Raw genomic sequence first — 7,687 nt, 5'->3', positions numbered from 1 at the left:
CGCTCCACCCCCTGCAAACCATTAGCCGTACCCACCAACACCCCCGCCACATCAGCCAACACCGCCCGCAACCACGCCGCCTGCCCCACCCGCGACACCACCACCGCCACATCGCCAGGCCCACACCGACGCGCACCTGCCCCATCCACTACCACCCCGCCAGCCAGCAGCCCGCGCACCCGATCCACACACGCCCCCATCAACCCCGCATCAGTACACCCATCACGCACCCCCACCACCCGGCACGCCACCTCCGGCACCACCACACCACCCAGCTCCACACACTCCACAGGCCGCCGCGACACAAACGGCAAATCGGGGTAAAACACCGGCTGCACCAACCCCGTCGTCACCGGACCCAACCGCCACGTATGCCGCAACGCCACCGTGTTCACCGTGTTCGGATACGCCGCCGCCAGCGCCGAGGGAGCGGGCCGGTGCGGGCCGGTCGGCGAATCCACCCACCGCGACACATCCCCGGTCACCACCGGGTCGATCTGCCCCGGATCCCCCACACACACGATCTGGCGGGCCATCGCACCCAACGCCCCAACATCGGCATACGTCGCCTGATACGCCTCATCGACGATGAGCACGTCGGCGGCGGCCTGATCGGGTTCGCAACGCAACCACTTAGCGGTGGTAGCGATCCGCACGGCTCCACCCGATCGCGGCCAGGTAGGGCCACCAAACACCAACGGACAGCCCGCCGTATCGGGGCGTGTGCCGCTCTTTTTCCACAGCAGTCCGATCAAACGCCAGTCGGCTACTGCCCCTAAGCGGCGGGCGATATCGACGGCCTGAGCGCGTGTCTGGGCCGCAATACCAACCCGCAGGCCTGCCCGATGCGCCAACGCCGCGGAGAGCAGCACAACGAGCCTGGTCTTGCCCGCACCGGGCGGGGATGGCACCAGGACCACAGGGTCGCCGTTCCATACCGACAGCAGCACCTGTGCGGTGATCGGGTGATTGAGCAGTTCCCGGCCTGGCCAGGTCGGCGCTGCGGGCGCTGGTGTGGGCCGCGCCGGGGCGGGGGGCGCGGCGGAGCGGTGAGCGTCGCTTTCTGTGGCGGTCGCGCCGGGTCGGGGCTTGAGGATGCGCATGGCCTTACTCGCCTTCGGCTTCTGCTGCGCTGATTAGGACGTCGAGGGGCACGTCGCGCCGGATGAGGCCGGGTGGCTTTCCTTTGGCGATCCATGAGTCGGTGCCGAACTGCAAGCGCCGGTAGTGGTACTGGCCCGAGCGGACCATCGGGGCGTTGGGCGGGGCGGGCATTAATGACACCCACTGCCCGATGCCGGGGCGTGATTCGACGCGCACGCCGGTCACGGTCAGCAGTAGCGCGCTCTGGCAGGCGGACGTGTCGGCGATTTCACCGATGAACGTCACGCTGCGTTCGTAGCTGTCAATGCCACCGTACCAGCCGCAGACCGAGTTTCCTTCGCGCAGACGGCAATCCATGCGTTCACACCGGACGGTGAAGCCCGCGCGGTTGGCCGACACCATTTCGCCGCCAGTCACGTGCCCGGTGTGAACGGCGCGGTGCCGCCACAACCGATCCCCCAGCAATGCGCTCTCCCACAGATCCGCGGTGTCGCAGCGCCGCCGTAGTCCCATCGCTGCGACCGGGGGCCGGTCGGGAGCAGCCCAATCCGCGCCATCACGGTGGCGCTGGGCTGCCGCCTTGAAGCTGTACTCATCGTCGGCGCGGACCTGATTGAGCGCAGTTAGTGGCGTGCCGTTGGCAAGGTGCTGCGCCCATCTCCACAGACCCGCCGTGCCTTCGCCGACTGCGAAGACGCTGCGCCAATGCTCGGCACTGCGCTCGGCGGCGGGAACCGCCGCGGTGATATAACGCTGGCGGCTGTGGGCGCACAGATCGACCACCGCGCTGGTGCCGGGATACCCGGCGCGATCAGCCCACCATCCCACGACCGCCGCCGCTTCCCTGCTGGCCGGGTCGTCACTGCCGCTGTGTGCGCGTGCCAGGCCAACGAGCGCGGTCAGATCGGATGCCCCGGCCACGACGAGCTGGCGCATCGGCGCGTCGAACCTCGCGCCTGCTGCCGCCAAGGCGCGCAGCACACCCATACCGGATACCTGCGTCGCCGGCTGGTCGGCCACTGCCACCGACGCTGTGACCACGCCGCGGGTCTGCGTCGCGGTGAGCATGATTGCCTGCGGGTCGAGGACGAACAATGCCCCGGCCACCCGAAGCACCGGGTGACCGGACCGCTGTGCGTAGATTCGCTGCGCCAGGTCGTAGAACTCAACTGTCATGGCGCACCTGCCCGGCCCGACGCGCCATGTCCCAGCCGTGCCGCAACGCATCGGCGGCGGCACCGCCGTCGAGGTTGTCGGGGTGACCGATATCGGTGACGGTCAATTCCGTCCCGGCCAGAATCTGCTGTGCGTAGGCGTTCAGTGCCGCCTCGTCATTGACCACTGCTGCCCTCCCAGGCTCACCGACCGGGCTTGGAATCCCGGTCTCTCCACAACCCCGGCAACCGGGGGAACTGGCTCAGAATTTACCGCTGGGCACCGACAATTTTCGGGACCGCCCGCTTAGCTGCCAACGCCGGAGGGGACAGTCACTGTGACCGCGAATCGCGGTGTGCGCGCGGCGTTTTCCGGGCTGCCGACGATGACACACACCAGCTTGGACTTGCCGGGAACGCTCGGCCAGGGGGTATCGCCATCGGTGAACACGACCACGATTTCCGGGCGGGGACGCAGCGCCTCCGCCGCGGCGATACCCACGCGCATATCGGTGCCTCCCCCTCCGGTCAGCACCACGTCGGCGACCCGGCGCACCTTCTGCGCCTGCCCGCTGGCCGCATCACAGGTGAGCACCTGCACTCGCTCACCGGCGACTCCGGCAGAGCGCAGCACCCCCGATGTCTCCGACAGCGCCGCCGTCAGGTCAGCGCCGCTCATCGACCCCGAGGTGTCCACCACAATCGCCACCGACACTTTCGGCCCCCGCATCGCGGGCAACACCACACCGGGCACCCGCCGCCGCGAGGGACGCCGGTAGCTGTAGTCGGTGCGACCGGCGGCTTCGGCCAACGCGCACCGCACAGCTGAGCGCAGCACCCTATTCCACGGCACAACCGGCGGAGCCAACACACCATCGGCCCACCGCCGCAACCCACCCGGCAACGTGCCGATACCTGACGCCGCGGCATCACGCACTGCCTCAGCGATCTTGCGCCGAATCAGATCACCTGTCGCGCCGTCGATTCCGGCGCGACCGTCCACCAAGTCGTCGGCGCCCAACTCGCCGGGCACCGGACCGGCACCGCTGCCGGATCCGCAACCGACCTCACCGTCCGCTGCGGCATCACCGCCGCCCACACCACCATTGGGCGCGCTGTTCTCATCGACGAGCGCCGCGTAGTAGTCCTCCGCGATTCCGCCGGGCGTGCAGCCGATGGCATCGGGCGTGATCACCCCGTCGGGTAGAACAACACCAGCCGACACCAGATCGTCATTGATTTCGGCGTCCCCGGCGAAATTCCACGCATCGTGGTTGACGGGCTGGCGCAGCGTCTCGGCGCGGTCGGCATGGCCGCGCAGCAGATGCCCAATCTCGTGCAACAGCGCGCCACCGGCCACCAGCGGCGACCACTGTTCCGGGCCGATCAGCCGCGTCGGATCGAGGTAGAGCCGCCAATACTTGTCCACGGCAAACGTATTCAGTCCCGGCGCTGCCACCGGCTGCAACGAAAACAGCCCCGCCGAGTAGTACGGCATCGCCTCGCAGGCAATCAGCCGGGCCACCTGAAATGCCTGCCGCTCCACCGACGTCAATTCGCGCACCTTCATGCCACGGCCTCCGCGTCATCGATTAGACCGGCGGCCTTCAATAACGGCAGGAACGCTTCGCGCGCCGAGGCCGGAATGGTTGCCTTGGCCGGACGCGACTTGCCCAGCGCCCGCGCTGACGATGCTGCAACGTCGGGCGCACCGGCCTTAGCGCACGCCACCAGCGGACCCCACGCCTTGCGCCACGCCTCGACGCCGCCGCGCTGCGCGGCCAGCGTGGTCACCCCGGCCAACACCGCCCATATCCGGTCGGGCCGCTCGCCTGCCCAATCCACCCGCGCCGGATCGGCAATCACTGCGTCAGGGTCGGGCAGGTCAGCCGTCGCCACCCACGACAGGAACTCCGCGCCCGCACCCTCCCCCACGAGACCGAACACCGCGGCCTGGGTTGCGGCCACATCATCAGCACGCAAGTGGCTTAGCACCTTTGCCGTCATCGCCCACGTGCGCCGTGACGGCCACGGCCCGCCGGTTGCCGCACTGGAATCGGGATACTTGTCGAGCAACTCTGGCCGCAGCCGGATGAACCCGGTGACTGCCGCAGTGCTCGCGGCCAGCCGCTCGGCGCTGTTCACCCCGGCCCGCGACGCCGGTACGGCCTCCCAGCCGGTCGCCATCCCATCGAGCCACTCGTCAACAGACGGAGTAAAACCCACGTGGCAGAACCGATTTGACAACGGCGGCTCCAGATCATAACCACCGGCGGCCTGCTCGGGAGGATTGGCGGCGGCGATCATGCGCACCGTCGCGGGAAGCACCAGATCCCCCACGGCGCGGTCCAACACCACGGCCAGCATCGCCGCCTGAACGGACGGCGCGCAGGTGGTCAGCTCGTCGAGAAACAACACCCCCTCGCCCTCGGCCGCCAGCCGCTTGGCCCATGCGGGCGGTTCTAAACGCACCCCATCAGCGGTAGTCACCGGCATACCGGCGATCTCGGCAGGCTCGCGAATCGACCCCAGGACCGTCTCACAGCGCAGACCAGCGCTGGCGGCCAAGCCGCGCACCAGCGACGACTTACCCTGACCCGGCCCGCCGCGCAGCAGCACCGGAACACCGGCACGACCGCACGCATCGACAACGGTCACGATTGATGCCATATCGGCCATAGTTGCCCTCCCAGGCTCACCGACCGGGAGTCGAATCCCGGTCTCTCCAAACGCCTCACACTGTGTGAGACGCCTTTAATCTACAATCGGCCACCGACAAAAATCGCCGCCGCGGTGGATGGTCTTGCGTCCTCGACAGCTGCGCCGATCCCCGCGCTGGAACGCCGACGACTGGCTCCGCGCGGCGAGCCATCTCGCTATGTGAATGCCCTTGGCAGACAACAGATTACGTCGTGCAGTCTTGCTGTAATCCGTTGTCGTGCAACATGTTCCCTGACGGGCGTCTTCGCGGGCTGGGCGCGCAAACTTGTCGGACCGCCCTGGTAGCCTCCCAGGGAGGGCGGGCGGGCCTCACGCAGTTGTCTACTGGGCGCTCAGGGGCCCCAGTCGGGCCCTGGCGGAATGCTTCCCTGGTAAATGACCTTGCCGTCGCGCCAGCGCCGATCCACCCCGATCGACCCGTCGGGGTTTTGCCACCAGAAGTTGACGTCTCGCTGGCCCCCTTCGGTCCACTTTTCGAAGTCCTGCGGCGACGGCGGTCCGGACAGCCACACCCTGACCTCCCCCACTTTTCCCGCCGGGTTGGTGATGGTCTCCATGATTTCGCCCGGGCCAGCAGAGATTTCCACCTTGGCTTGGGGAGTGACTTTGTCGCCCTCGATCTGCACGAACCGCCCGTTGTCGACATACCAGGTGTGCAAAGCCGGTGTGGGGCCGCAGATCTTCACCGGATCATTGTCCTTGGAGCCGAGGTAGCAGGCGTACGGCCGCACATCGGCATCGGCCGGATTCGGCGGTGGCTTGGGGTCCACGTGGGCCAATGGGTGGGGCAACTCAGCGGTCGCGCGCCGAACCTTACCGGCCGCTTGGTCGAAGCGTTCGGCTGCTGTCTGGACCACGTTGGCTGCTTCGAGGACTCTTCGTTGGCCGGCGGCGATGATTGCGCCGTCTCTATCCGGTGTGCGCGGCATCGCTGAGAGCGCGGTCTTGTCCGTTTCCCATTCGTTGCGGATGCCGCCCAGCCGCCGCTGAGCGTCCATGCTCTCGGTGTTCGCCTCGGCAACGAGGGTGCGCGTTTGATCGCCCAGTGCCGCGAAGGTGCCGTGCTGGGCGCTGATTTCGGCGCTGACCGCTGTCGCAGCTGTGGCGCTACCTGATTGCCACTGCGGTGGCGGGACAGGTTGTGGTGAACTGGTGGGCCGCGGCGTTACGGCGGGCGGCTCGGAGCTACCGAGGAGCCGCTGTGCCTCGGCAAGGGTTTCATCGACCTGCCGCACGCGATCAGTCCTTCCTCCGGCGCCGGCGCCCGCGCGCCGGCAGCGGCACGCCCACGGCCACCGATCTCGCCTGGCCGTGCTGGCGCCGCTGGCTGTGCCTCTGTGGTGTGTCCACACCCGTGCTAACTGTGCTATCTCGTGAGGTTGGTTACGCGCATTACTCTGGCTCTGCTTGCGCCAGCAGTTCGAGCAATTCCTGCGCTCGTCGCTGTTTGTGTTCATCCCAGTCGTCGGAGGCAAGACGCTGTGCATGCCGTCTCCCTTGCGTGCGCTCTTCTTTGGTTAGGAGGGACCATTCGGCGGGGATCACAACGGGCGCATCGTCAACGATGACTTCGCCGACGATCTCAGCTCCGACGTCTACCAACGTGAAGAAGGCATCACGATCGTAAAATGCCGCTTTGTAGAAGATGCTGACGCGAGGGAGGCCGCGAGTATCGAGCACCTTCGACCACATTGGATGGTCATCGCGCTCACGCCGCCAGCCTTCAGGAAGGATCGCCTCGACGAACAGATTATCTTCAGCCACAGGGGTTTTCTTGATAAAGCCGAACCTTTCCAGTGCGGCCCAATCACCGGCGGCCGGTAGCAGTTCGGAGGCAACCAGCTGCGCCTGTCCCGCTGTTTCCATATCAGGCCCGTATGAATCCGATGCCATCAGCCCTGCGAGGTGGTCGGCGGCGGGCCGTCGTGAAGTGTTCTCCACACTCCGCGCATGCTGGTTAGGTGTTCGCTCATCCGCTGTGTTGGTGTGCGGATGGGTTTGCTCGACCTTGCTGGCGGCGCGTGATGTAAACCGCTGCCAGAATCGGCGGTTGCGCATGGTGCATCTCCTTTGTTGAACGAAAGTGGTGGAACCAACGTGGTGAGACACCACAGCTAACGCCTCGAGCCGCTAGCCGCGGTTTGGCCATCCTCACCATGGTTGTTGGCTGGTGTCGTGGTGGTGTGCCATCCACTCGTGGATCTCGGCGCGGGTGAGCGTCCATCCGGCTTCGGGCAGGTTAGCGGACGATGTCGAATTTGAATCGCTGATACGAGGAGGGCAGGACGGTAAAGCCTCGCTCGCAGTATTGGCACTCCATGGGCTCTGAATAGCGGGCCTGTCCGTCAGACTCGCCGGGGTTGAGGTGCTCCAAGTCTGCGTGGCGAGACGGTATTTCGCGGTCGGTCGTGATGTCGTAGACAACTTCGCCGGTACCCTCGCATACTGTGCATCGCGCGTCGTCGCCCAGCGCGTGGATAAGCAACGACCGGGCCAAATCAGCTGGACCGGAGCCGCAGTAACCCCACGTCATTCCGGTTGGCGAATGTTTAACCGCGTGTGGAAGTGGGCCGATGACCTCGCCGGCGGGGTCACGTCCCGTGGAGTGGTGTAAGAGCGGTCGCGTGTCCGCGTGTGGCTCTGTGGTAGCCACTATGCCGTGAGAGCGGCTGTGGGGGCAATGGTTTCGGCACTTTGGTCACTGACGT

The 7,687-nt window shown here is 66.7% G+C and carries 8 protein-coding genes; all 8 read right to left on the bottom strand.

The window, feature by feature from the left end; all coding sequences use genetic code 11:
* Positions 1-1,103 (bottom strand): AAA family ATPase (locus H7I87_RS18775; RefSeq protein ID WP_264002820.1); only part of this gene is annotated, 1,103 nt, incomplete at its 3' end.
* Between the two features lie 4 nt (positions 1,104-1,107).
* Positions 1,108-2,199, bottom strand: a complete 1,092-nt coding sequence (locus H7I87_RS18770; RefSeq protein WP_264002819.1) for a hypothetical protein — start codon at positions 2,197-2,199, stop codon at positions 1,108-1,110.
* Between the two features lie 70 nt (positions 2,200-2,269).
* On the bottom strand, positions 2,270-2,446 hold the full coding sequence (locus H7I87_RS18765) for a hypothetical protein (RefSeq protein WP_155729924.1): 177 nt from the start codon (positions 2,444-2,446) through the stop codon (positions 2,270-2,272).
* A gap of 119 nt (positions 2,447-2,565) precedes the next feature.
* A complete protein-coding gene (locus tag H7I87_RS18760; protein WP_045385682.1) occupies positions 2,566-3,828 on the bottom strand; it encodes a vWA domain-containing protein in 1,263 nt (420 codons plus the stop codon).
* Positions 3,825-4,937, bottom strand: coding sequence for an ATP-binding protein (locus tag H7I87_RS18755; protein ID WP_045385681.1), 1,113 nt, complete (start codon positions 4,935-4,937; stop codon positions 3,825-3,827). The genes H7I87_RS18760 and H7I87_RS18755 overlap by 4 nt, the downstream gene beginning before the upstream one ends.
* Before the next feature lie 374 nt (positions 4,938-5,311).
* Positions 5,312-6,214 carry a hypothetical protein gene (locus tag H7I87_RS18750; protein WP_057003577.1) on the bottom strand — a complete coding sequence of 301 codons (903 nt, stop codon included), beginning with the start codon at positions 6,212-6,214 and terminating at the stop codon, positions 5,312-5,314.
* A gap of 157 nt (positions 6,215-6,371) precedes the next feature.
* Complete coding sequence (locus tag H7I87_RS18745; protein ID WP_139800276.1) at positions 6,372-7,037, bottom strand: hypothetical protein; 666 nt, start codon at positions 7,035-7,037, stop codon at positions 6,372-6,374.
* Positions 7,038-7,218: 181 nt separating this feature from the next.
* Positions 7,219-7,632, bottom strand: a complete 414-nt coding sequence (locus H7I87_RS29220; RefSeq protein WP_372512362.1) for a DUF6166 domain-containing protein — start codon at positions 7,630-7,632, stop codon at positions 7,219-7,221.
* Positions 7,633-7,687 lie beyond the last annotated feature (55 nt).

It is taken from the genome of Mycobacterium timonense (genome assembly GCF_025821985.1).
Classification (GTDB): Bacteria; Actinomycetota; Actinomycetes; order Mycobacteriales; family Mycobacteriaceae; genus Mycobacterium; species Mycobacterium avium.
This window is presented reverse-complemented; position numbering and strand designations above follow the sequence as displayed.

Bases quoted from the DNA above. Each gene is read 5' to 3' on its own strand.
- H7I87_RS18760 (WP_045385682.1), bottom strand. From the start codon at position 3,828: ATGAAGGTGCGCGAATTGACGTCGGTGGAGCGGCAGGCATTTCAGGTG.
- H7I87_RS18755 (WP_045385681.1), bottom strand. From the start codon at position 4,937: ATGGCCGATATGGCATCAATCGTGACCGTTGTCGATGCGTGCGGTCGT.
- H7I87_RS18745 (WP_139800276.1), bottom strand. From the start codon at position 7,037: ATGCGCAACCGCCGATTCTGGCAGCGGTTTACATCACGCGCCGCCAGC.